This is a genomic window from Ralstonia sp. Ralssp135 (assembly GCF_047304345.1).
Taxonomy (GTDB): Bacteria; Pseudomonadota; Gammaproteobacteria; order Burkholderiales; family Burkholderiaceae; genus Ralstonia; species Ralstonia chuxiongensis.
Window position 1 is genome coordinate 1 of sequence record NZ_JBGLYZ010000096.1, and the last position, 292, is coordinate 292.

Sequence of the window (292 nt, forward strand, 5' to 3'; positions counted from 1 at the left end):
GTTGGCCAATTGGTTTTGGGGGGGGGGCTCTGCCCGGGTGTTAAATTTTTTGTTTCGTTATTTTTTTTTGGGGGGCATCCCCTTTTTCCTTTGGCTTTTTGGGGTTTTTTGTTTTTTTTTTGCCCATTTAATTTTTTTTAAATTCCCTGGGGGGGTTTGGGGGGTTGGGTTTTGGGTGGGGGGGTTTGTTTGGGGCGTTTCGGTTTTGGGCGTTAATTTTTTCCCCACCGGGGGGGGTTGGGGCGGGGGGATTTAATTGGGGAAATGCGGGGTTCGCCCGGCGGGGTGTGGG

The 292-nt window shown here is 51.4% G+C and carries 1 protein-coding gene; it reads left to right on the plus strand.

Annotation, left to right across the window (positions count from 1 at the left end):
- Window positions 1–256: hypothetical protein (locus ACCD03_RS25530; protein ID WP_413413282.1), on the plus strand; the 256-nt coding region annotated here is incomplete at its 5' end.
- Window positions 257–292: the final 36 nt, after the last annotated feature.